Origin of the sequence: Flavobacterium marginilacus, assembly GCF_026870155.1 — a bacterium.
In the GTDB taxonomy this organism is placed as follows: domain Bacteria; phylum Bacteroidota; class Bacteroidia; order Flavobacteriales; family Flavobacteriaceae; genus Flavobacterium; species Flavobacterium marginilacus.
In genome coordinates, this window is the sequence record NZ_CP113975.1 from 4,312,021 (window position 1) to 4,338,458 (window position 26,438).

Annotated in this window: 13 protein-coding genes; all 13 read right to left on the minus strand. The window is 35.9% G+C overall.

The genetic code is table 11. From position 1 onward, the window contains the following. Positions 1 to 151: 151 nt before the first annotated feature. Positions 152 to 3,298: a beta-galactosidase, LacZ type gene (gene lacZ / locus OZP07_RS17920; protein ID WP_281636184.1), complete on the minus strand. Its 3,147-nt coding sequence runs from the start codon at positions 3,296 to 3,298 to the stop codon at positions 152 to 154. A 140-nt stretch (positions 3,299 to 3,438) separates the two neighbouring features. After that, positions 3,439 to 4,311, minus strand: a complete 873-nt coding sequence (locus OZP07_RS17925) for an inositol oxygenase family protein (protein WP_281636185.1) — start codon at positions 4,309 to 4,311, stop codon at positions 3,439 to 3,441. 122 nt (positions 4,312 to 4,433) lie between these two features. After that, positions 4,434 to 8,465, minus strand: a complete 4,032-nt coding sequence (locus tag OZP07_RS17930; protein ID WP_281636186.1) for a hybrid sensor histidine kinase/response regulator transcription factor — start codon at positions 8,463 to 8,465, stop codon at positions 4,434 to 4,436. Between the two features lie 53 nt (positions 8,466 to 8,518). Beyond that, positions 8,519 to 10,348, minus strand: coding sequence for a metallophosphoesterase family protein (locus OZP07_RS17935; RefSeq protein WP_281636187.1), 1,830 nt, complete (start codon positions 10,346 to 10,348; stop codon positions 8,519 to 8,521). Between the two features lie 185 nt (positions 10,349 to 10,533). Next, positions 10,534 to 11,604, minus strand: a complete 1,071-nt coding sequence (locus OZP07_RS17940) for a phosphatidylinositol-specific phospholipase C1-like protein (protein ID WP_281636188.1) — start codon at positions 11,602 to 11,604, stop codon at positions 10,534 to 10,536. Further along, a complete protein-coding gene (locus OZP07_RS17945) occupies positions 11,605 to 13,188 on the minus strand; it encodes a glycoside hydrolase family 28 protein (protein WP_281636189.1) in 1,584 nt (527 codons plus the stop codon). It lies immediately after the preceding gene. A gap of 86 nt (positions 13,189 to 13,274) precedes the next feature. Further along, the gene (locus tag OZP07_RS17950; RefSeq protein ID WP_281636190.1) at positions 13,275 to 14,132 is read right to left on the minus strand and encodes a DUF4861 family protein; all 858 of its coding nucleotides are present in this window, start codon (positions 14,130 to 14,132) and stop codon (positions 13,275 to 13,277) included. An 85-nt stretch (positions 14,133 to 14,217) separates the two neighbouring features. After that, positions 14,218 to 16,014, minus strand: coding sequence for a hypothetical protein (locus OZP07_RS17955; protein ID WP_281636191.1), 1,797 nt, complete (start codon positions 16,012 to 16,014; stop codon positions 14,218 to 14,220). An 80-nt stretch (positions 16,015 to 16,094) separates the two neighbouring features. Further along, positions 16,095 to 16,661 carry a hypothetical protein gene (locus OZP07_RS17960; protein ID WP_281636192.1) on the minus strand — a complete coding sequence of 189 codons (567 nt, stop codon included), beginning with the start codon at positions 16,659 to 16,661 and terminating at the stop codon, positions 16,095 to 16,097. A gap of 13 nt (positions 16,662 to 16,674) precedes the next feature. Further along, entirely contained in the window at positions 16,675 to 18,954 is a 2,280-nt protein-coding gene (locus tag OZP07_RS17965) for a GH92 family glycosyl hydrolase (protein ID WP_281636193.1), read from the minus strand. Between the two features lie 268 nt (positions 18,955 to 19,222). Continuing rightward, on the minus strand, positions 19,223 to 21,547 hold the full coding sequence (locus OZP07_RS17970) for a GH92 family glycosyl hydrolase (protein WP_281636194.1): 2,325 nt from the start codon (positions 21,545 to 21,547) through the stop codon (positions 19,223 to 19,225). Between the two features lie 225 nt (positions 21,548 to 21,772). Continuing rightward, positions 21,773 to 23,377 carry a RagB/SusD family nutrient uptake outer membrane protein gene (locus tag OZP07_RS17975; RefSeq protein WP_281636195.1) on the minus strand — a complete coding sequence of 535 codons (1,605 nt, stop codon included), beginning with the start codon at positions 23,375 to 23,377 and terminating at the stop codon, positions 21,773 to 21,775. A 19-nt stretch (positions 23,378 to 23,396) separates the two neighbouring features. Continuing rightward, positions 23,397 to 26,408: a SusC/RagA family TonB-linked outer membrane protein gene (locus OZP07_RS17980; protein ID WP_281636196.1), complete on the minus strand. Its 3,012-nt coding sequence runs from the start codon at positions 26,406 to 26,408 to the stop codon at positions 23,397 to 23,399. Positions 26,409 to 26,438 lie beyond the last annotated feature (30 nt).

Consider the following 26,438-nt stretch of genomic DNA (forward strand, 5'->3'; position numbering starts at 1 on the left):
ATATTTCAAATATTGGTTTCTCTTTATGAGTACCTGCTTATTAATGATATTTTTGTCGATAAGTTAAGCCATACAATCGCTTGGGGGAACGATTGTATGACTTGGGGGAATAGCATATCTACAAGGGGGGAAGTAAGCTACTACTTATTTTTTATTCTATTGGTTTTATAACAAATCCGTAGTTGTATTCACTTCCTTTTAATAAATACTGTTCATGCGGCAATGCTCCCCAGCTGGTGTCTCCTCCTAGTCCCCTCTGAGTTAAATCCACACATACCACCACTTCTTTTCTAGGTGTAATGTCGCTTATGTGCTGATTTTTCTTTGTCAATCCCGGATCAAAATCACTTGGATAATTATTCAAAGTACTCATACATATAGGCTGCAGTCCTTTAATTTCAAAACCTTTTCCTTTATTATCCGAAAGTGTAAACCAGCGGACATCGGTCTTATAGCCATTTTCCTGAGGACGCGTATAAGGAACATACTGGTCTGCTACCTTACTTTGATAAATCCCTTTGATCGAAGATTCGTATCTGTCGGGATAATTTTCCCACGGCCCTCTTCCATAGTAATCAAGGTTTTCAAAATCATTTTTTAGAGAAAAAATCATCCCGAAACGCGGCATTTCCGGTATTGGATTAGTACCTTTTTTGAAAGAAGGCTGTATCTCCAAAGCTCCATCACTGCTTAGTGAATATTTGATTGAATAATCGGAAGCAACATCGTTGAGCTTTAATTTTACAGCTACATAATTTTTCCCATTTTCTTCCGTCAGCTGAATAGATTCTAAAGTGGTATTATTACCAGCTGTTCTCCAAACATTTGCCCTGATTGGCATTTTGTTTCCAAAATCATTATCTGTAGGTGCTCTCCAAAAATTAGGTTCCGGATATTGTTTAAAATATTCTTCCCCTTTTAAACTATAATGTGTAATTAATCCTGTTGTTTTACTGATTTTAACTATAACATTATTGGCACTCAAAACATATTCGCTTTTCTCATCATTTGCTTTTGAAGAGGAATTATTCTGATCGGCTTTTGCAAAATAGCTGCCGCTTTCTAAAACAAACTGCTCTCTTGCGATTTCAAAATTCTGAGGCATTAATACAGAACCTGTTTTAGTGTAAGCAAAAACATTCAGTAAATACTCAACTCCCGGTTTCGCTGCTAATTTTGGCAGATCAATCTTAAAATCCTTTTTGGATTTCGGATTCAGATCAACATCAATTGTACCTTCTTTTATACTTTTTCCGTTTTCTAAAATCTGATATCTGAAATTATAATTATTCAAATTGGTAAATCCAAAATCATTTGTAATCTGAATAATTCCATTTTTAATATCTGTACCCTTAAACAAAATATCCTGATATACTTTTTTGACTTCAAATGCTCCCGGATGCGGAACTCTGTCTGGCCAAACCAATCCGTTATGGCAAAAATTTTCGTCATTAGTATAGTTTTGGCTGCCTAAATCGCCACCGTAAGCCCAATATTTGCGGCCGGCTTCGTCTTTCGCCTCAAATCCCTGATCTACCCAGTCCCAGATAAATCCGCCCTGCATATTTTTGCTTCCGCGGATAATATCCCAGTATTCCTGAAAGTTTCCGTTACTGTTCCCCATCGCATGCGAATACTCACACATGATGAAAGGACGTTTCACTTCTTTGCGCTCCGCATACTCTTTCATGTACTCAATTTTTGGATACATTGGGCAGACAACATCTGTATTTTCGTTTTCTTTGGCCTGCTCAAATTGAACCAATCTGGTCTTATCTCGGTTTTTTATCCATTTATAAGCATCATGAAATACAGGCCCGTTAGCACTTTCATTTCCTAATGACCAAAATAATACCGCAGGCTGATTTTTATCCCTTTCGACCAAACTGTAAATTCTGTCCATGTGAGCCGCATGCCATTCCGGAAGATGACCCGGATTAGTTTTTGGATTCATCCAAATAAGAGGCTGTCCCTCTACTCCCATTCCGTGGCTTTCAATATTAGCTTCATCAACCAGATACAATCCGTATTTATTACAGAGTTTCATCCATACCACATTGTTGGGATAATGACTGAGACGCACCGCATTGATATTAAGCTGTTTCATCAATTTAATATCCTTCATCATCGTGGCTTCATCCTGATAATGTCCGGTAACAGGATTATGTTCATGAATATTTACACCTTTAAACATGATACGGACTCCGTTTACCAATAATTGTCCGTCTTTCAGTTCTACTTTTCTAAAACCGATTTGAGTCGAAACGGATTCGATGATATTTCCTTTCTCATTTTTTAACGTAAGCAATAATGTGTATAAATTTGGTGCTTCAGAACTCCACAATTTTGGATTTGATACATTTTGAGAGAAATTGATTGTATTCGTTTTATTAGCATCAAAATTTACTTTTAAATCTTTTATAAAAACAGCCGCTCCCGAAGCATCGACCAATTTAGCTTCCAATTTTTGATTGCTTATTGAAGCTGATGATAGGTTTTTCAGACTAACATCAACATTCAAACTGCCGTTTTTATAATTGGAATCTAAGTCTGGTTTTGCAAAAAAGTCAGCAATACGAATGTCATTGGTACTGTACAGATAAACATTTCGGTCAATCCCCGAAAGTCTCCAAAAATCCTGATCTTCCAGATAGGAACCATCACTCCATCTGTACACCTCAACAGCCAAACTGTTTTTTCCTGCTTTCAAATATTTTGAAATATCAAATTCAGCAGGGCTTTTTGTATTTTCTGTATAACCTGCTTTTTCTCCATTAACCCAAATATACATAGCCGATGTTCCTGCTTCAAAGTGAAGAAAAACGTGTCTGCTTTTCCAATCTTCGGGCAGAATAAAATCTCTTTTATAAGATCCGACCGGATTATCCGAGTGATTAATAAAAGGAGGATTTCTTTCAAAAGGATACGTAATATTGGTATAAATTGGAATGCCGTATCCTTTGAGCTCCCAATTGGAAGGCACTGCAATTTCTTTCCATTCCAGCGTGCTGAAATCGGTTTTATAAAAATCCTTTGGGCGCTGATCCGGTGTCGGAGCCCAGGAAAATTTCCAATTCCCATTTAATGAAAAATACCAAGGTGAACTAGTGTAAATATCGTTTAATGCCGATGCCTCATCTGCATAAGGAAGGAAAGTGGCACGAGCAGGCTCTCTGTTAATCTGAAAAACCTCTGGGTTTTCCCAATCGTTCCTGCTGTTTTTTTCTTGCCCAAAAACAGCTGTGCCATAAATCGCAGACAGGCAAAATAATACTATTCCAGTTCTGATTTTCTTCATTTACTATTTATCTACTAATTAACACGAGATCATTCCGTCTCCGATTTACAAGTATTTAACCTGCATCAGTAAGACTCCTGCAGGATTTAGAAAACCCTGCAGAAAGAAATACATTCTCTAAACAAAAAGTGATTTGTACTTTAAAAATTAAGTTTTTCTGGTAAATACTTAGCTACTAATTTTTTGTAATAAGGAAGCAAAGCTTTTACATCCGGCTTAACAGGGGCTTTTGTATATAAATCGTAGGGATTGAATTTTTTGACCCATTCGAACATTTCTACATCTTTTTCATTCATTAAATGGGCATAGGCATTTTCTCTGTGCTGAGAGTAAAAAGAATGATATCTAATCATGTATAATGCCGGATCCGGAAGGTAATCTTTCATTATCTGGTACAGATATTCATCATGTCCCCAGCTCATTTTTACTTTGTCTAGACCGCAGTTTTCGGTATAAATTCCAAACTTTGTATTGAATCTCTCATCGGTATAATCTGGATTTTCCTTGAAAAATTCAGGGTAAACAATCTTATCAGAATAAGCACAGCCCACAGGAAAAGTATCTCCAACTACAGCCCATTGAGGCTCTCCAAACAAACATAATACTTTTCCCAGGTCATGCAAAAATCCTGTAAGAACAAACCAGTCTTCGTGACCGTCAGCCCTAATCGCCTCCGAAGTCTGCAAAAGGTGCTGGGTTTGGTCTAAATCGATATCCGGGTCGCTGTCATCAACAAGGGTATTCAGGAATTCAACTGCTTCCCAAATAGACAAACTCTTTTTATTAAACTGTAAAAACTCTTCTTCTTTACTGCATACAAAATCATAGGTTTGATATGTATGGTTCATTCTGTAAAACTCCTTAACGGTTTCTACTCTTTCTGAATCGACATAATTTCTAAACTCTTCTTTTTCTTTTATATTTTCGGCCGGATCGGGATAACGTATTAATAAATCGTCTTCCCATTCGTCCAAATTCTTTAACGGCTTATCTGTATCTATTATCTTTTTCATCGTGTTTAAATTAAAATTTACAAGACAAAAATATAATATCACTTAGAAAACGAAATGGATTAATTCATCAAAAACATGGATATATTCTAATTACTACAGCTGATTTTCAAAGTTTTAAGAAATCAGCCGTTAATTAGTTTGCTTGGAGGAAATCCAAACTGTTTTTTAAAACACCGGCTAAAATACAAAGGATCATTGAAGCCGACTAACTCTGTTACTTCAGAAACATTATATCTTTTTGTTTTGAGAAGCTGTGCTGCTTTTTTCAGACGAATCGTTCTGATAAACTCATTTGGTGCCAAATCTGTAAGTTCTTTTATTTTTCGGTACAGCTTTGAAGAGCTTACTCCAAGTTTATCACACAGAAATTCTGTAGACAAATCAATTTCGTCCAGATTGTCATTTATCAGAGCAGTAATTTTGGTCATAAATTCTTCATCGATAGGAGAATGTGTCAATAAACCCACCTTGCTTTCTACTTCGCCGGAGAATTTTTCCTTTAATTCTAATCTTGACTTAATAATATTCTCGATAACTGTTTTAAGCAGTGAAGGCTCAAATGGTTTCACAAGATAACCATCTGCGCCAATGCCATATCCTTTTACCTTATCTTCATTTTCAGAAAGTGCTGTTAGTAAAACCACTGGAATGTGACTGATAAACTCATCTTTTTTTAATTCTTCGCAAAAATCAAGTCCGTTCATAACCGGCATCATGACATCTGCAACACACAGAATTGGTTTTACCTGTCTGCAGATTTTCAGTCCTTCCATTCCATTTTCTGCATCATAAACTTTGTAATAATCAGACAGATAATCAACCAAATATTTCCTTAGTTCCGTGTTATCTTCAACCACTAATATTTTTTGTTTCATCTCCGTATTCTGCAGAATTTTCTTCACGGTCTTTTCGGGAAGAGACATACTCTGATTGTCATTTTTCAGAATATATTCGAATACTTCTTTGTCATTATAAAAACTGCGGTCAATTGGAATTTCAACTGTAAATACACTGCCGCTTCCCGGAGTACTATCTACTTTAATAGTTCCTTTATGAAGTGTTACCAATGATCTTACCAATGACAGACCAATTCCTGAACCCGTATTATCAGTTTTACTGCTGCTAACCTGATAAAAACGTTTGAAAATTTTCTCCTGGCTCTTTAACGGAATTCCTATTCCATTGTCACTTACTTCAATAACTAATTTGTTTTCTTCTTTTAATCGGATAAACAAATCAACGTTTCCATATTTATTGGTAAATTTCAATGCATTAGACAAAAGATTGTATAAAATTTTATCATACTTATCATTATCCACCCAGCCTCTTATATGGTCATTTTCTGTATTAAAAGTCAAGACAATATTTTTATTGAAAGCCATTTCTTTGAAAGAATCAAAGATATTTTTAGAATAGGTAACAATATCTGTCTCCGAAGCTTTAAGTTTTAATTCCCCTGCCTGTGCTCTTCTAAAATCCAGTACCTGATTGACCAGATTTAACATTCTGCTGGCATTCTGATGAATCAGATTATACCTGCTCTTTTGATATTCGCTTGCATTCCCTTCCTCCATCAATTGTTTGGCGGGGCCCAAAATCAGTGTCAAAGGCGTTCTTAACTCATGAGAGATATTGGTAAAAAAACGAAGCTTTTCATTGTTCAGTTTAATATCCTGCTCCCTGTTTATTTTTTCAGTAAGTAATTCCTGTTTTAATCTGATACGGTTTCTGATTTCTTTTCTAACGAAATAAAAACCGACAGATAACAGCACTAAAAATAACAGCAAAGCTATTGGTGTCAGCCAGAAAGGAGGATGTATTACTATTTTATAAGAAGCAGCCTTGCTCCAATGTCCGTCACTGTTGCTGGACATTATTTTAAACACATAACTGCCCGGATAAAGGTTGGTATACTGCACGGTTCTTGAGTTGCTGTTTGCAGTAATCCAGTTTTTATCAAAGCCTTCCAGCATATACTGAAACTTATTCAATTTTTCGTTTGCAAATGACGGAGCCGAAAACTGGAGCGAAAAATTGCGGTTTCTATAATCCAGTTCAATCTCCCTGCCGTAATTTAAATCATTAACCAATGGAATCTGTCCGTTAATTTCCATTCCCGGAAGTACTTCTTCATTCTGAATTTTGAATTCGGTAACTATAGGGCTGGGCGACCAGTTATTTTTTTTCATCGTATGAGGAGAAAAATAAATAATACCGTTTTTGCCTCCTAAATAGATTTTCGAATCATTAAAATTGAAAAAACCGCTTGAACTAAATACATCTAATCTATTACCGCTATTGACATGATAAATATTAATATCTTTCAAATTGTATTTTACCCATGCAATACTGTTATTATTGATATTTAACCATAAATCCCCTTTGGAATCCAGCAGTATATCTGTAATCCACTTTCCATTTAGTTCCTTGAGATGAGTAACTGCTTTGAATTTGTTTTTTGAAGGCTCATAAATACACAGACCATAGCGGGTAGAAGCCCATACCTTTCCTTTTTTATCTATTAAAACATCGCTGACATTATCGTCGTATGGTATTCCGTTTTCTCTTTTAGAAAGCGACTTATAGGTATCTATTTTGCTTGATACAGTGTTGTACCTCACTACACCGGTTTCTGTGGCAAACCAAATATTGTTCTGATTGTCTTTTTCTATGGCATTGATTTGAAAACCTGGCAGTAATTTACCTTTCGAGACTTGAACTTCCAAGGTATTAGTGTTTATCACAACTGCTCCTTCGCCAAAAGAACCGACCATCATTGCTTGCGGTCCTATTTTACAAAAAGCAAATAATGCTGCCGATTCGAAACCTAAACTAATTTCTTTTGAAGAATTGGTAAGATAATTATAAACCAGCAGATTGCCATTCCAAAGACCGCAGTAAAAAATCTTCCCATCTTCCGAATAAATGCTGGCAATATCCTTATCACTATTATACAATGGCTTGAAAACATTGCCATTCGAGATAAAAAGTCCATTATGGCTGGTTGTAACAATCACCTTATTATCATAGGTCTTGGCAAATCCTCTTATGCGGGGAGCCTGATTGCCTATGTAATGTGATATATCTTTGTTGATTGTAAACTGATTTTCATAAGGATCGTATTTATCCAGTCCGTCTTCGGTTCCTATCCAAAGTACTCCTGAAGCATCAAAATATAATGCCGAAACCAAATTATCAACTATAGATGTTTCTTCTGACAATATAGAATAATACCATTTATAATAGCCTTTCTGAATATCTTCCAATTGATTGCAAACGAGTAATCCTCCTAAAGTTCCCACCCAGTATTTACCATCGGGAGCTTGGGCAACAGACAAAAAATACGGGCCTAAACTTCCTCTAATCTCTTTGTTTTCAATATACAGGTTTACAAATTGATTAGTATTTTTATCCAATTTATAAAGCCCTTGGCGTGTTCCAACAAAAATATCCGACTTGGCATCCTGATAAATAAAATTGACGTATGGATTCTTCTCATTCGAATGAGGAACAGTAAGCGTATAATCATTAATTTTTACGATTGCACCTTTGGTGTCCATTGTTATTTTGGCCACAGATCCTTTTTCATAACTGCCTATCCAGATATTCCCGCTTCTGTCTTCAAAAATTTCTTTTACATATTCAAAACCCTTTATCGGAATCTTTTCAAATCTATTTTCCTTCAAAAAAAACAGATAAACACCCTTGGTTTTAGTACCTACCCAAACTCTTTTAAATTTATCTACATATACAGAACGAATTTCTTCTTCGGGCAGACTATTTGAATCTTCTTTTTTGGAGAAAAAAGTGGTAAAAACCTGCGTGTCCAATTTGAAAAGAGTCAAGCCTTTTCTAGTACCTATCCATAAATTGTTTGATTCTTCATCGAGTTCCAATGCCGTGATATCATCATTGTATAGTTTATTTGCACTAGCGGAAGAACTCATGTAATTTTTAAATTGATAACCATCGAAACGATTCAATCCAGAGAAAGTACCCAGCCATAAAAAACCTTTTTTATCCTGAACTATATGCCTAACGGAATTATGAGACAAACCATTGTTGTCGTTATAATGCGTAAACTTTATATTCTGAGAATAAGAATAATAAAAAGTAAATAGACAAAGGAATACTATAAACAGATTTTTCTTCATAACATTGAATTATCAATACAATATACTGATTTTTAACCAGTAATCATTATTTTTTAAGGATTTATTTTTTCTATCTGATTGGTTTTCAGATTAATTTTAAAATGATCGGACGGTTTTCCATTCATGGTTTTCAGCATTATTTCTGCCCATAAAACCAGCTTCGCATTATCTGTTTTTTCTAACTGCCCGCATACTAATTGATACTGTTTTAATCTTTTGACACCAATTCCGGGAATGGCCAATTCATCTGCGTTTTTTAACCTGTAAAAATCAAAAATCATATCAAAACCAGTCCATGATTCAAAATCTTTAACAGTTAAATTATTAGAAGCTAATTGTTTTTCAAAAGCAGCGGCATTATTATTAATCTGCAATAAATCTTTCCCGGAAAGTTTCAAGACAGATGCTAAAAAATCTGTCGGAAAATCTTCAGGCAAAAACCGAAGACGCACTAATTCTTTCAGGTGCCATTTTGTGAAATCTTCATAATCCTTGGCTTTCAGAATGTCTTTATTCCAAATCGCAGGTTTTTTTATATTTTGCAGATAAGCATATTCTTCTTCATAAAAAGGGAATAAGCTATTAAATTTTGGAACAGAACCCACAACAACCGTTTCCACTTCTACTGCTGCAGCCGAATGTATAGTGAGTATCTTATAAGCCGGCATATAAGCTGCCAGAGACGGTGTCTGGATATTAAATAAAGTATTGCCTTTGGCAGTTGTCCGCACTCCTGTATCATTAATGTGCATATGGCCGCCAAAATGAATCTGAATACCTGCATCCGCAAATGCCTGTGCGACTTCTTCATTTGGAACTCTTGCCAGCTGCATTTTATCGGAACCAAAAAGAAGTTTCATTTCTGCTGAAGCATCATCGTTGAAATCAACCATCGGATAATGACTGAAAGCAATAAGAACTTTTCCTTTCCGTTTTGCTTCTGCCGAAACTTTCTTTACCCATTGTATTAAATGTTTTTTATAAATAAGCACATTGTTATAGCCTATGCTTGCTCCCGAAAAATCATGTGGATCATTCGGCAGACCTGATAATTTTTCGTTTGGGACATACGCATTAGCATCTATTGCCAAGAGCCAAATTCCTTTTATGGGTTCAACCAGATAACTCGCATCCGGAAGGAATAAATTAGTGTTTTTTACTGGATAAATTCGTTTTTCTAAAATAGATTCTTTTAAAGCTTTATCAAAATTATAGCTTTCATAACTATAAGTTGAGAAAGGTGTCTCCCAATACAGAAATTCTTTTTTTGGATAAAAACCAAAATTCGCCATTTCACTCAGAGTCTCTTTGTAGCCGCCATTTTTTATATCGGATGTGATGATGGGTTCCAATTGATTTTCTTTCGGCTTCAAAATACTTTTAGAACTGCTGATGATTTGTTCTTTACCGTCTTTGCCTAAAAAATCAGTTTTAGCAGCCTCTTGTGCAAAAGGCTTAGGAGCATCATGATTTCCTGTAGTTACAAAAAATGACATGCCGTATTTTTTAGAATATTCGTCCAATATTTTTCTTAATCCTCTAATATGCACAGGCTGTCCGTCATCGCTGAAATCACCTGGAAGTACCACGAGCTTAATTCCTCTTTTGGAAATATCATTCAGAGCATCCAAAAAGGCAAAATAGTTTTCATTAAAAATTCGGGTAGAATGCAGCTGGGAGTCCATCGTCCTGATATTCGCATACTCGCCCGTAACCGGATTTTTAATTCCCTGGTAATTATTATCTTCAAATTTTGCAAAAATATCCTGCAGATGAACATCAGCTATAAAAGCAATCTTTACAGATGCTTTTCTTTCCTGCTGCTGTGATTTACAGGCATAGAAAGAAAACAGCAGTAATAACAAACTTGATATTCTTAACATATAATTTTAGTTTTACTGGAAATATTATCAATATTAATTTTTCTTCCACCATTAAGACATGAAGGCTCATTATGAAGCGGACAATACCTTAATTTTCCTAATCTCTTAATGGTCCAAAGATTTTAAAATTCTTTTTCTTATTTTGATTTGACACAAATACCATAAGAATCATAATTTTAATTACATTATTTTATTCGTTCAAAAGTATTGTTCTCAAAGGAAATTCTAAAATCCGATTTAAATAATTTACTTGGCAGATAATAATCGGTTGAAATAACTTGTGCTCCTGATGCTTTGGCTTTTTCAAACGAAGTATAATCATTAGTTCTAGCCTGCCTGGTATCCGAATCGGCTCTGGTACGAACCATATAGCCTTTGGCAACTAATTCCTTAATATAGTCAAAATCCTTGATTGGGTCATTTATAATCCGGAACGCTGCTTCGGGATTCCCCTCTTTGCTATTAACGAATAAAACTCTGTTTTTTAATGACGGATGATTCTCTAAATACCGATTGATTTTATCTTCTTTTTCGTCTAATACAAAAAGAAAACGTCCTTTTACATCTTTCAATTCAGGCCAGCCTTTTTTTAGAACTGCTTCTTCCAAAGTTTTGTATTTTCCTCTAACCAAATCTGGTGTAATAAGCTGTTTATTAGAAAAAACACTTTTTATTTCTATATCAATGCTGTCCAAAGCTTTTGCGGTAAAAGGTAACGGTTTACGCAATTTTTCAATAACATCATCTTTTGTGTTCATCAAAATAAAAATCGGGGTGTGATTCGGGTGTTTATCAGACCATTTTTTCAGCGCCAATAAGCCTTCCCTAAACAATAGATAATGACTTCTAAAATCAATAGCCTGAATATGGAACATCTTTAAACCTGGCTTTTTAAGTTTTTGCTCTTTATCAAAAGCCATAGGTTCCTGCCCTAAATTTTTCACTATTTCCAGGCCTTTTGGATTCGAGTAATAGCCACCGTTGGGGTCATATAAAACATCCAGTTCTAAATTTCGCAAACCTAAATCGAGCTGCTCTTCCAAAGGAATATGGCTGTACTGCAGCGATTTTGCCCGTGAAGAATCCAGTTTAAACAAATAATTAAACAAAGGTTCTTCAATAGCGATTTTATAAGAGTTATGACTGCCGATAACCTGAATGTCATTAAGGCGGACACCATCATTTGAAAAACCGCAGATGAAGATGCCTAAAATTAATAGAGCAGGATAATATTTTCGGATATTTACTGTTTTCATTTAGTTCTTAATTTCTATTGTTTGTTCTAATAACTGATCTTCTAAGACTGCTGAAATTACATTCTTAAAGACAAGCTGTTTCTGCTTTTCTTTCGGAAGATTTATGGCTTCCATTTTTAAGTTTTGAACACCATCAAATACAAATGCTGGTCTGAAATCAGCATCCGCTAATGTCAGTTTGATGTTTTTCATTGTTATCCCATTGGCATGTCTCACATAAAAACCATATGCAGGCAATTCACCAAACATCGAAAATTCAGGATAATCCTTTACTGCTTCCGGCACTTTATTTAATCGGTTTAACGGAATATAAGCCATTCCTTTTGTTGCTCTTCCTGGATAATTTATTTCGATGTTTTCTAAAGTTACATTTTCAACTGCATAACCTTCCAAACCAACTATTGAAGCAGGAAAAGGATTGTGAAAAAAATCAACCTCTGGTCCTCTCAAATCATAATTGTCATCGGGCCGACCAAATGGTACTTGCACTTTTATATTTTTTAGAAATACATTTTTTATATTTCCCGGTTTTTCGCCAGTACGCTGTCCTAAACGTATAAAAATGGCATTACCTGTATTTACTGCTTCTATGTTTGAAACATTAATGCTTTCAATAAAAGCACCATCAACAGATTCTATTGCAATGGCAGAACGAAAAGTATCGAAAACCTTAATATCTTTAATGGTCACATTTTTAAATCCGCCAAAAGAAGCAGTTCCAAACTTTATAGCACTGGCACTGGATTTAATGGTACAATTGGCAATATATACCGAATCATTACAATATCCTGGATAGTATGATTTTAAACAAATACCATCATCTGCGGCGTTTATATCGCAATTGACAACTTTAACATTTCTACAATCTGTGATATCTATTCCGTCGTTGTTCCAATACGAGCGGTTCACAATTGTAAGATTATTGAGCGTAAGATTGCTGCATAATTCAAAAGACAATCCCCAGCAGGATGCCTCTCCTGCTTTCAGGTCTTCGACCAAAACATTGTCACATTGTGAAAAACGAAATAATTTGGGCCTCATGGTTTCATTTGGCCTGTTTCTGCGAATGCTGTATTTTAGGTCAACAGCAATCCCTGCATGATGAAGGCTGTCAATATTCAAGGCCAGCTTTAGTCCCTGACCATCAATTGTACCTTTACCTTTAAGCGCAATATTATTTGCTTTATGGGCTATAATTAAAGCCATCTGGGAGTTGTCATCTTTTTTTGGAGAATCAGGGCGTCCTTCAAAAGCCATATTCGGATAATCTTTGGGATTTGTACTTCCCAGCAGTACCGAACCTTCCTCAAAATATAAGGTTACATTGCTTTTTAAAATAATACTCCCTGACAAAAAGATCCCTTTGGGAAAAATTACACGGCCACCTTTATTTTTAAAAGCCGCATCAACTGCATTTTGGATAGCAATTGTATTAAGCGTTTTACCATTTGGTTTTGAACCATAATCCGTGATAAGAAATTCTTTTTGGGATTTAATGCTTTTTTGCGCTGTGCAAATAAAACCAAATGAAAAAAGACCCATCAATAAAGCCAAAAAAAACGGTTTTAGTTTAATTTTTAACATATTATTCTTTTATTATTTTACAATTCAAACAAGAACATACTAAACTAAAACTGTTTTTCATTGGCTTAAATTAAAGGACAATCAGTCTATTTTATATAGGCTTCTAATTTATCCAATGTGTTTAGTTCCTGCTCTCTTTCGCTTGAAGATATAATTTTTGTTTCTAAAGATACCGTTGGCTTAGAAATCATCAGATACTGAGTTCCGTCATCTGTATTTTTTACATAATCTTTAGGATTGTACTTTATTGCAGCTCCAATTCCTATAACCTCAGCAGCTACGTCTTCTGGGTGTTTTCCCCATACAGCGATATAATCAGCTCCTTTTTTAGTTTCAAAACCTTTGAAATAATTTACTCCGGTAGCAAACTGCACTTTTTCTCCAGTTAAGCTGACTGCTTCCACTTTGGCTTCTCTTTTTCCAGAAAATACAGTAACACGAATCAGAATATCTACTTTTTTCCCTTTGTAAGGCACACCTCTGGAAATCATTTCCATCCATGAAGTATTTTCTGTTTTACCTACTCTGGCCAAACGGTTGGTAACCGGATTCAGCGGTACTATCTTTTCTCCGTCCCAAAGTTTTACGCCTCCCAGACCTACAGTATTAGCAACTTTATAATAATCAGCTCCCCATCCTTCTTTTTGCTGTTCCGGGGTTGGATACCATTGAGCTTTTTTCAGCTCTAATCCTGCTTTTGCTTTATTATAAACATCGATAGCCACTTTATCGCTGAAATAAATTCTCAATGCCATCCATTCGTTTTCAATAGCTGGTCCATGATGCCCGATTGTCTTGTATAAATCCCCTGATTCTGAACCGATATCTGTCAGATAGGTTATTTTTTCTGATTTTTCGGCCTTCATATACAAACTGGTGTCCGTATTATTTTGTCCAAAACAAATACAGCAGAACAGTAAAGCGACAATAAATGATAATTTCATAATTTCAATTATTTTATGGATTAGTTTTAATTTTCGTAAAATTAAAACAACCTTTCAAAAATGCATGAAAAATTCCTTTATATTATCAAGAAATTGTCATTTTGTGATGAAAAGGCGTAAATCCTGTAATATAAACATACTCTCCGCTGGTTCGCAAACTGCCCTGATGATAGGTATACTCTTCGCTGTCCAGATTTTCTACGTTTAAATGTTCGCATTTTCCCGGTCCAAATTGAATAGCATCTGTTCCCGCGGAAAGCGATCCCATTTCGGATTTTAGGAAATAATTATTTTTTTCATCCGCTACAGCTCCTGCAATACTGCTTCCCTCTTTAAAACACATTTCTATCGTCACTTCGACATTTGGAGGGCCGTCTACTTTAAAATCTAAATTTAGAGCACCGTTATTTTCGGTAATTTCAATCACGGTAACCTGTTTTTTTACATTGCTTTTTGTTCGTGAATCAAAATCCATTTTATTCCAAAACCGGTCATCGGGTGATTCAGATAATTTGTAATCACCATCTGCTTTCAGGAATTCTTTGGCAAGAGGCTGGTAATAATCTCCTTCTTTGGTTTCTTTCAGTATATATTTATTCCCTTCTTTTACAATTCCGTCACTGCTAAAATATCCCAATCTAAAAAACGAAGAAGACAGACGCATGTATTTCAATATCGCATCTCCTTTTCTGTACATTAAAAAATTAGGATTTGAGGATCTTCCCGAAACAACCATAATCGGTTTATCATTCCCTCCAAACAGCGTCACAGAAGTTTTTCCGCGTCTGATTCTTGCCAGATTTGAAACTGCAAAAAACTTTTCAAAATCATTTGCGGTCTTTCCTTCAACCGAAATTGGTTTCCGAAGCTCTTCATTTTCCATAAAAAACACGAGCGAATCCGACAGGACTTCAGCAGTAAAAGCAGGAAGATTTTCGATAAGATTCACCATTTGGGCAAACACTGGGTTATTGGTATGAACTGCCATATAACGGTATTGCTGGTAAAACTTAATAACCGTCAGATTCATGAACTGATCCTGTCTTTTGGAATTTACCGTAACCAAATCTCCGTTGGTTTCTGTATGATAATAGCAGGCCGTCAGGTTTTTGCTGACAATTTCTAATAACTCCGGTTTATGCAGTAACCTTGCCATCGTGATTAAAGCCTTGTCGATAACCGCTGAGTACACTCCGCTTCTTTCTGAATAATCACCGTCTTCGTTGATATCGATTCCTTCTGCAAGCCATTCATTAATTCTTTGAATATATCTCGAATCCGGATACAGGGAATTGATATTTGCCAAAGCAGCACAAATAACCCATCTGTGATTGGGAGTATGGACACCTCCCGTAATCATGGCTTCACCTGCATTCAGAATAAACTTTTTCAATTTAGCTCTCAATGCCTCAAAATCTTTTTGCTTTTCCAGATTTAAAACTGTTGCCGCTGGACACATATATTCCAAAATAAAGGCTGTATCGGGCGGGGACTGCATGTTTCCTCCTGCGTCTAATGTGCCATCTGGATATTGCTTTTTCAGTAAAACATCAATTGACTGATCCATTTTGTCTGCTACAAGTCTGGACTTATAATATTCCGAAGCAGAATTGGATATCGAGGCTGCCATAACAGAAATAGATCCAGCTATAGAACGAAAACTATTTGTTCGTATCGCGGAATCAATCGGAGCTTTATCCAATAGGCTCTTTACTTTGGCATCATTATTCAAGATGAGCTTTTTCATTAACAGAGTATCTTCTTTTGCACCACTACTGTTCGAAAAAAAATCATTTGCAAAAGCGATATCACTTACTAAAGCACCCGCCAATGAAAGACTTCCAAGTCTAAGAAATTCTCCGCGGCTCATCTGATGTTTCATACACTTCGATTTTGGTTAGTTAATACTCAGGCAATTTGAAGCAAAAACCATTGGTCAATTGGTTCTTTTTGACAGCTATATTAGTTGTCCTCAATTTTTACAAGCAAAAAATTTATACCCAAAGGGTTTTCGGTCATTTTACAGATTAAAGGAAAATCCAGATTTTTTATAATCCACATTTCGGTCTTATCAATTTGTGCTGTGACATGAAAAGCATCAACTGATTTTCCATCTAGAACAACACTGTTTTTATCCGTTTTTTCATCCAGCACATAAGTAGTATTATTATAAACAAACTTCTTATTTTTAACTAAATCCTGATAAGCTGACTGCGAAATCATAAAAGAGGTTTCACTTGGTTTCAGTACCAAAACAGGAGCGTATTCTCCTTGATTATAACTTAAAGCATTGCCGTTTTTTAATCCTTTCTGACTAATTACGATACTGCTTTTTACGCCTCTGGTTTCCAGATTGAGTACCAGTGTGTCCTTATCCATTTTGGTAACAAGCGTTAAAGACCTCGTTTGCCCGTGCAGTTTACAGACATAATTTAATTTGGTATTATTTTTAATCGCTGGAATGTAGTTTTGCGACATTCCCATTTGATATATTCCACAAAAAATGATGGCTAATAATATATTTTTCATCTGCTTCCTGTTTTTATTTTGTTGGCGGTAAAATTGTTGTTCCCCAAGCCGAAGGTTTTGAATCCATTTCAAAAATCAGTTCGCCTCCTTTAACAATATCATCGTGCATAATCCATGCTTTGCTGTATGGTTTCCCGTTTAAAAAAGCTGCTTTTATGTATTTATTTTTATCATTTAAATTCTTCGCTGTAATCTTAAACTGGTTACCGTTTTCTAACTTCACCGTTGTTTCTTTAATGAATGGCGTGTTCAATAAATAATACGGCTGGCCTGCATTAGGATACAGTCCCATCATGTGAAATGAAAGCCAGGAAGACATTGCACCCGAATCATCATTACCCGGTAAACCTTCATGCGAAGTATTGAAATTATTGGTAATAATTTCATGAATTCTGTCACTGCTTAAATAAGGTTTTCCTATCCAGTGGTACAAAGTAGGAGTCAAGAAAGAAGGTTCATTGGCAACGTTATACAATTTTGCATCAAAGAAAGTATCCAATCTTTTTTGGAAAGCTGAATTACCGCCCGACTTACGCACAAGTTCCGGAACATCATGAGGAATACTGAATGAATACTCCCAAGAAGTTGCTTCATAGAAAAAAACGCACCAGTGGCATACATACCAAGGAGATTCTATAATAACCGGAGTATATTTGAAAGTAGGTTTTTGGATTTTTGATTCTCCAAAAACAATATCATCCAGCCAGTTTCCTGCAGCATCTTTTGGCATGATAAAACCTTTAGCTCCATTATTTTCATAATCGGAACGCCATAAATTCTGCCAGCTGTCTGCCTGTTTCATGTATTGATTATACAGGTCGGTATAGCCCAGTCCTTTGGCCACGGTAGCAATATTGTAATCATTGTATGAAAAATCAATTGTCATATTTCCGGCACGGGGAACATTGTAAGGCACATAACCCAAGCGCAGATATTCAGTCAGTCCGCCTCTTCCTTCTTTTTCTTCATTGCCGCCAGGAGGAACAGTCGCATCTTTCAGCATTGCTTTTAATGCCAATTCATAATCGATACCTTTTAAGTTTTTAACAAATGCATCAGCAACTACAACCTCAGCATTAGAACCGCCCTGCGTACGGCCGTTGTCGTTACCGCTTCTGCCTTCGGGCATATAACCGTCTCTTTTGTAAATGTTCAGCATTGCGTTTACAATTTCGGCTTCACGCTTAGGATCTATCAAAGTAATAAGCGGACTTGAACTTCTGAAAGTGTCCCAAATACAATAAAAATCATCGTAATAAGGTTCATTATTTGTCCATAATGGATTTTCTCCCGTTCTGTTTACGGGTGCCAGCATGGTATGGTACAAACCGGTGTAAAACATTTTTTTGTGTTCTATAGAAGTATCCGGCGAAAGCGTAATGCGGTTTAATAACTGTTCCCATTTATTTTCTAAACCAGTTAAAACAGTGCTGAAATCCCAATGCGGAATTTCGATATCCATATTATTTTTTGCTTTTAATTCACTTAAAAAAGAAATTCCGATCTTAACATTTAATTCCTGCTTCCCTTCTTTTCCAAAAGAAAGCAACGCTGCCGTTTTTTTTCCTGAATCAAATTGAGAAGACTGATCAGCATAAAATTTTCCGTCTTTCCAAGTCACATATTTTGCAATTGGCTGATCAAAAGCGGCCCAGAAATAAACCGTATAAGCACGCCCATTATTCCAGCCTCCACGGATTCGGCTATAGCCTCTGACTTCATGATCCGAAACAACTTCTATTTGAGAACCAACAAACTGCTGTGCTTCTCTTCCGTCTGGTTCAGGCGATTCTCCCAAGAAAAAACCCGGATCGATTTTTAATTCTTTGGAAGCATTTCTTGGATACGTAATTCGGTAAAAAGATGCTTTTTCAGCTGTTGTTATCTCCGTTTTTATCTGATTTTCTTTGAAAACTGTTTCATAATAACCCAATTTCACATTTTCTTCGGCTCTATGCGATGTTTGATCTAACTTATCCAAAGCTCCGGAAAAAGGCATGATCTGGATATTGCCATATTTTGGACCGCCGCCGGTTCCGCTGACATGAATCTGGCTGAAACCCGTTACTTCTTTTGGCAATGCAAGCCAGCCGCTGTTTGAATTTACCGTACAGTCCGGACTTGGTTTTACCATCCCGTAAGGATATGAAGGGCCAACAAAAACCCTGCCCACTCCTTCTGACCCAATCATAGGATCTACATAATTGTGAAGCTGGTTTTGGGCATTACTATTTTGAATAAAAAATAGTGATATCCCTAACATTAAAACTTTGGTACACATTTTTACTTGCATATTTTTTTCTTTGCAGTTTTTTTAATCTATTAACTCCTTATCCTTTTTTAGAAACATATAGAAACATAGAATTATAGCATTTGAAAAGAATTTGATTAGTATCTTATTTCACATAATGAATATGTAAAAAGCTGTGGTATTTCTATTCATTCTTTAAATCGTTAGCTATAAATCTATGTATCAAAATGTAATTTCATTTTTATCTAACAAAAATTACATACTATGAGTAAAATTTAGTGACAATCTTCTAATTAACTCAGTACAACATTTACTGTTTTGGCTTATCCGACATCTCTAAAATTAATTTTCCGCCGCTTGTAATATCACTATGAGTAATACTAAACTTTTCTACAGCTGTATTGCTGCGAGTTATTTTGTTTATATAAATATTCCCTGGATTATTGTTTTTGGCTTCAATAACAAAATTTCTGCCAGAATAATATTTTGGGTTCAATTGAATTGTCACTTTGTTAAAGATTGGGCTTCCTATCTGGTATTCAGGATTTGCATCTGTCCCTCCGTTCATCTGAAATAAACCTATTTTTAGAAGCACATTCAGACTTCCCATCAAACCTTGATCTTCGTCCCCATTGTAACCAGTGCTTGGCGATAAACCACTGAAAGTTTCCTTTACTACATTTCTAGTCCAATACTGCGTTAAATCAGGTCTTCCAAGGAGATTAAAAACAAACGATGTCTGTATCGACGGCTGATTTCCAAAATTGATTGGAATTCGGCTAAACTCTGGATGCAGTTCGGCATCATGCGAAGTTCCGGAGGTAAACTTTAATTTTTGGGCAGCTTCAAATTGAGTGTTTAATTTGTCAGCCGCTTTTTCTTTTCCGCCCATCAAATCTGCTAGACCACTTATATCGTGAGGTACAAACCAAGTTGACTGTGCACCATTCGATTCTATAAATCCGGTTTCATATTTATACGGATCATAATTTGCGAGCCATTCGCCATTCACATTTTTTGGGCGCATCCATCCAGCTGTTTTATCAAAAACATTTTGGTAGTTTTTGGATCTGTCCATAAAATATTTATAATCCTCATCGTGATTTAATTTCTTAGCCAATTGTGCCAAAGTCCAATCCTGATAAGCATATTCTAATGTCTGGCTGGCACCGTCCTGATGACTCCCGAAATTACCGTCCGGGAGAGGGTAAGGTACAAAACCTTTTTCCATATAATATTTCAATCCGCCGCCAATGCTTGTATTATGCTCATATCCTGCTTTTCCCATAATCCCATTTAACATGTGATTTTTTTTCAATGCCTGATAAATAGATTCCAAATCATCTTTTACCAGTCCTTTTTGAATAGCACTAACTATAAAAGGCGTTGCCGAAGCTCCCGTCATAACATAAGTATCATTTCCTCCAGAAGGACCGCGGGGAATCATGCCGCCGTCTTTGTAATACTGCATTAATGAATGAACAAATTCGTCCATTATTTCAGGATAAACAAGTCCCCAAAGGGTATTTATTGTCCATTGGGCACCCCAGAACGCATCAGAATTGTACTGATTAAATTTTGGTTTTCCATCAGCATCGAGAGGCAATTGCCCGATTCTGAATTTTTCTCCTGTATTATCTGGATATGCTCCATTGGCATCACTGATCATTTTTCGTCCCTGCAGCGCGTGCCAAAGATCTGTGTAAAATCTTCGCTGATCAGTTTCTGTTCCGCCTTCAATTTTTATTCTGCCCAACAGATTATTCCATTCGGTTTTTGATTCTGTAACTGCTTTATCAAAATCCCAATGAGGCAATTCTTCTTGAATATTGATAGCCGCGTTTTCAAGCGAGGTATAAGAAATCCCCGCTTTCATTAATACCACTTTATCTGATTTACCAAAACTTACCAAATAATTACCTGTAGCTCCATCTTTCTCTACCGAAACAATCGGTGTTTTGAACATGATTTTAAAAAAAACCGTTACTGGTTTTGGCCTTCTAAAATTGGTACTCATTATTAATGATCCTGAAAGCTCATAATCATTGTTCTTTTCTAATGTTCCGTCTGTATTGTCACATGGTCCTAAAACTGTATTTAGGTTAAAAAGAATTGCTTTCTGAGCATTTTCGGGAAATGTATATTTGTGAAAACCTACTCTTTTGGTGCTTGTCAATTCCGAAGTTATCTGATATCTGTCAAGTACCAAAGAATGATATCCGGGCGTTATTTTTTCGGTATCATGGCTGAATTTTGAATAAAAATCTTTGAAAATATTTTTTTTGCTTTCGCCAATGATAGTTACCGGAATTACCGAAAGTCCAGAAAGCTGCCATTCATGAATATGACTGAAGCCTTTTATGGTGTCACTTGTGTATTTGTAGCCGCCTCCCCAATCGCCTTTAATTTCCGTATCGGGACTTAAATTCACCATACCGAACGGACGGCTTGCAGAAGAAAAGAAAAACCACCGCGAGTTCTCAGTATCGAGCAAAGGATACACCTTATCCACCAGCTGATCTTTTAACTGATCCTTTGGAAGAGAAGCTGTTTTTTCCGTTTTACATGATACTAACAAAACGAGAGCTAAACTTATTCCTATATTACCGATTTTTAAAATTTTCTTTAGTCTCATATATTCTATGTGTATTGACTGGGCATATATTGTTTATGCTTCATGGCTCTAACTTACCAATTACAATTCTAAAAGATGCTATATTTTGGAAACTTCTCATTCAAAAGCTAAAACATTTTTTAGAACAAAGTCTAAACCAAACTTTTAATAAAAAAAGGAGAAGAAATATAATCTTCTTCTCCTTTTTATGAAATAAAATCTATCAGCAATCTGCTTTTAAATTAATTAATATCCTGGATTCTGGTCTAAAGAAGGATTTAAAGCCTTAGCATAAGTTGGAATCGGGAAAATACGGCGATAAGTGTCCGCATTTGTTTTGAATCCCCATTTACCTTCATACTTACCAAAACGGATCATATCGTTTCTATGCCATGCTTCCCAAGCGAATTCACGGCATCTTTCTTTGTAAAGATCTTCTAAAGCTACACTTGTCCATGCTGCAGAAGTAGAACGATTAGTACGTACATTATTTACCAATGTAAGAGCTGTTTGTCCTAATGTTGGATTACCTCCGCGAAGAATTGCTTCTGCTTTCATCAAGAGAACATCTGAATAGCGTAAAAACGGCACATCATTATTTTGGTTACGGCTGGTTGATGTATTGTCTGGATAAAATTTAATATTTCTATAACCCATGTTCCAGGCAATTTCATCATTTCCGCAGTCAAACAAAGCAGGATTCTGACGAAGAACGATGTCTGGTGTTAAGTTTACCTGATAAGTATAAGCAGCAGAACCATCTGCTCCTGTATAAAACTGATCGTACCCTTTTTTGGTTGTACTAACAGTTAAAGGAGTACCATTACTATTATATTGCAACCCTGTTAACCATTGATTGTTACGAATATCATTTACATCATCAAAATTGGCATAAAATTCAGGCAGAGTACTTCTAGGTGCACTTGGCGTAAAAGGAAGACCGAACTTTGCTCTTTCAGAACGAGGGACATCATAACGCGCATGATACATTTGTCCATTGAAACCTACTGTTGTAGCTGAAGGATCAAAAGGTACAGCAAAAATAAATTCTTTCATTGCAGGACCATTATTCGGATAAAACATCTGAAGATAAGTGCTTCTAGGCTCAACGGCATACAATCCAGAATTAATTACCGCATCACAAGCAGCAATACAATCATTGTAACGCTGTGTTCCTGTATAAACCTCAGCATTCAAGTATAATTTGGCAAGCATAGCATTGGCAGTCTGTTTATTTGGTCTGCCGTATGTTGTAATACCAGATGCAGGATTTAAATTAGGAACTGCTTTTTTCAATTCTTTTTCTATGAAATTGAAAACTTCAGTTCGGCTGGATCTTGCTTTAGAGCTAAATTCCCCATATACCGTGTCCAGCGGTACACCGCCATAAGAGTCCATCAGCATAAAATAAGAAATAGCACGCATTGTTTTTAATTCGGCAATCATTGTTGATTTTTCTGAACCGGCCGGCATTGTTTTATCTAAAATTGAAATGGTCTGATTGCTCGTTCCGATAACAGCTTCTGCCCAGCCCCAAGGACCAACTCCATTGTCTGCAGTCCAATCATGGTAATGCTGGCAGGCATAACCTCTATTATCAAACCAGTTCCCACCGCGTGCAGGCATAATGGCTTCATCGGTAGTTATAGACTGTGACCACCACCAAGAAAATGCAAAATCTCCGCGAAAGGCAGTATATACTGCACCAGAAGCTTGAATATATTGTGCTGAATTCTGGGGGAATACATCTGGTGTAAGCTGCGTCGTAATTGGCACATCAAGATTTTCGCAAGAACTTAATAAGCCAACCATAAGTATTGGAAGTCCTAAATATTTTAATATATTTTTCATAGTTTTTACAATTTAGTTTTTAGAATATCACATTCAAACCAAACAAAAAGGTTCTGGTTTTTGGATAAAAGTTATTTGAATCTACACCCGGAGCTGTTCCTCCTTGTTCTACTTCAGGATCAATTCCAGAATACTTAGTAATAACAAACAGATTATTTACTGTTTCATACAAGCGGATTTTTTTGATGTATTTACCAACTTTACCAAAATCATATCCAAGAGTCATATTGTCTAATCGGATGTAACTGCCGTCTTCTATAAAACGAGTCGAATATTTATAAGCATTAAGGTCATTTGGTGATTCATCTGCAGCATCTACTAGAATATTATTAGTCATTGCAGTACTTGGTCTGAATAAATCAGCACGAGTTGCGTTGAAAATTTTATTACCAAATACCCCACGGAAAAATATGTTCAAATCAAATCTTTTGTATGTGAAATTATTATCCCATCCCATCAAAAATTTAGGCTGTGCACTTCCTGCATAATGGTAATCTACACCAATCTGCGGGTTTGTTGTTAAAGTTCCGTCTTTGGCAACATACTGAGAAACACCCGCTGCATTTTTTCCTGCATATTGAAGCGTAAAGAACTGTCCAAGAGGTTTTCCTTCTTTGAAAATCTGCAAAGTACTTCCTGTTTGTCCGCCACCGTCTGGCTGTACTCTTCGTATTGAATCTCCTCCAATAAAATATGGATTTGTCAATTTAGTAATTTTATTTTTGTTGCGTGAATAATTCAAACTTGTTGTCCAGCTAAATTTTTCAGTTCTAATTGGAGTACTGCTCAAAGCAACCTCAACACCTTTGTTTGTCATATTACCGCCGTTTGCAACAATTGATCCTACTGGAACAAGTACTGGATTTACAGAATAATTATAAATCATATCCGTAGTTTTCTTGCTATACAAATCAACAGAACCTGACAATATACCTTTTAATACTGTAAAATCAACACCAATATTTGCAGTAGCTGTTTTTTCCCAATTCAAATCTGGATTAGCCGCCTGATTTGGTCCATAAGCACCAGATTGCTGTCCGTTATAATAGAATGTTCCTAAACTTCCTGAAATAAATTGAGCAGTATAAGCGTTGAATCCAGAAGAGTTTCCTGTTTCACCCCAGCTTCCGCGAAGTTTCAAATCAGTAAAAAACTTTTGATTCTGCATGAAATTTTCTTTTTCAATTCTCCATGCACCACCTACAGAAGGGAAATAACCCCATTGATTATTGATTCCAAATACTGATCCGCCGTCTCTTCTTATAGATCCTTGTAAAAGGTATTTATCTTTGTAATTGTAATTCAAACGTGCAAATTCAGAAATCAAACGTTTTTTCTGATACGCTCTGCTATCTCCAAAATCAACTCTGTAACCAGAAACTGAAGCATAGTTACCTAAAGCAAGGTTGTTATAGCTAACATCATCTACAGGGAAATTTGTGTTTGTTGCCTGAAATCCGTCACCCAAAACATCTTCCTGCCATGAATACCCCACAACTGCTTTGATTTTGTGATTACCAAAAGTTTTATCCCAATTCAAGAAACTTTCAATAATAGTATTATTTGTTTGGTATGAATTTCTTAAAGCTGCTCCATTTACTCCAAAATTCACCAATGAACGTGTATACGGTGGATCTGGGTTATTGTAAAAATTGGCACTATTATATTTTGAATAATAGCTGTCATAAAACTCACCATGCAGTGAATTTAACTGCTGATAAGAAAGATTTAAGTTATAAGAAAATCCAAAAGGAAGTTTTACCTCAGTAGTGAAACTACCAACAAAATTATTTGCTTTCGTATCATCAACACCATGATTAATCATCGCAACAGGATTGAAATAACCTGTTTGAATGAAGTTTTCAAAATAAGTTCCGTCTGCATTTCTTACCGGTGAAACTGGAAGGTGGCTAATTGATTGTAAAAGTACCACGTTACGCTGAGGGACGTTATTGTAAACACTATTCGAATTGGTTACATTCAAACCAAATTTAACATGATCATCGAAAGCATTTTGTTCTATCGCTAAGTGTGCAATTGTTCTTGAAAAGTTATTCCCAATAAGAACTCCTTCTTTGTCCATATAGCTTACACTTGCAAAATAGTTACCATGCTCACCGCCGCCGCTTAATGAAAGGTTATGGCTCATTGAATTAGCATATCCAGGTCTAAGGATTTCTTTCTGCCAATCTGTATTTGCTCCTTTATCATTTTCAGGGGTAAAACTTAAATTATTTTTAGTCGTAAATGCTCTTAACTGATCTGCATTCATCATGTCAAGCTGGTTTGAAACCTTTTCGAAACCAAAATAATTGCTGTAATTAACCTGAGTTTTATCTTTGCTTCCTCTTTTTGTTGTTACCATAATAACCCCATTGGCAGCACGATTACCATAAATAGCTGTTGCAGCCGCATCTTTCAATACATCAACAGTAACAATATCCTCTGGCGAAATAATTGAAATATCAACACCAGGAATACCATCTACAACATAAAAAGGTCCTTGAGAACTGTTTAATGTTGAAGCCCCGCGCAAAACCACTGAAGATGTTTTTGTAGGATCACCGCTAACCGAAACATTCAAACCAGCAACTTTACCCTGCAGTAATTGACCAACGTCTGCAATTACACCATTATTTAACTGATCAGCTTTTACAGAAGAAACAGCTGTCGTTAAATTTTTACGGGTTCCTCTTCCATACCCAACTACTACAACCTGCTCTAAGTTAGTTGAAGTAGAAGTTAATCTAATTGTGTACTTTGATTTGGCTCCGTCTAATTTGACACGTTGTTCTACAAAACCAACAAAAGAAACAACCAAAACAGCATTTTTATCTGAAACAGATATTTTGAATGTCCCGTCAAAATCTGTCATAGCACTATTTGTGCCACCATTCTCAAGTACATTTGCTCCTGGAAGCGGCATACCTTTATCGTCCAAAACCGAACCTGTAATTTCTGTTTTTTGTGCCCAGCTGTTAAATGACAAGGTCACAAAAAATGCGAATAATAAAATTTTAAGTTTTTCCATATTAGATTTAAATTAGTTATTTGGTTAATT